This window comes from Streptomyces tailanensis, from assembly GCF_008386495.1.
Taxonomy (GTDB): Bacteria; Actinomycetota; Actinomycetes; order Streptomycetales; family Streptomycetaceae; genus Streptomyces; species Streptomyces tailanensis.
Genome location: NZ_VTHJ01000139.1, coordinates 5,624 through 5,951 on the forward strand (window position 1 = coordinate 5,624; position 328 = coordinate 5,951).

Annotated in this window: 1 pseudogene; it reads right to left on the reverse strand. The window is 66.2% G+C overall.

Features of this window, described 5'->3' with window-relative positions:
- Positions 1 to 258 (reverse strand): annotated as a pseudogene (locus F3T56_RS45270) (DDE-type integrase/transposase/recombinase); the annotation flags it as partial.
- Positions 259 to 328 lie beyond the last annotated feature (70 nt).

Below are 328 nucleotides of genomic sequence, written 5' to 3' on the forward strand. Positions count from 1 at the left end.
TGCGAAGCGGTTGATCATCTCGGTGCGGTGTTCGGTGGCGGTCATCAGGTGCCGTCGGGGTCGGAAGTGGGGTGAGATGCCGCTGAACGCGGACAGGAACCGCTGGGCTGCGCCGACGCTGCGGAAGCCTTTCATCGCCCGTTCGCGCTGCCTTGTTGGCTGGTGGCTGTTCTCCGCCCGGTTGTTCAGCCCCTTGTGGGAGCGGTGCTCGACGGAGGGCATGACCTCGCGGTGGGCCGCGCCGTAGGAGCGGAGCTTGTGGGCCTTGTCCCAAGGCCGGGTAGTTAGCGTTTTCGCAGGTCACGCAAGGGGAGTTGGGGTCCATGCT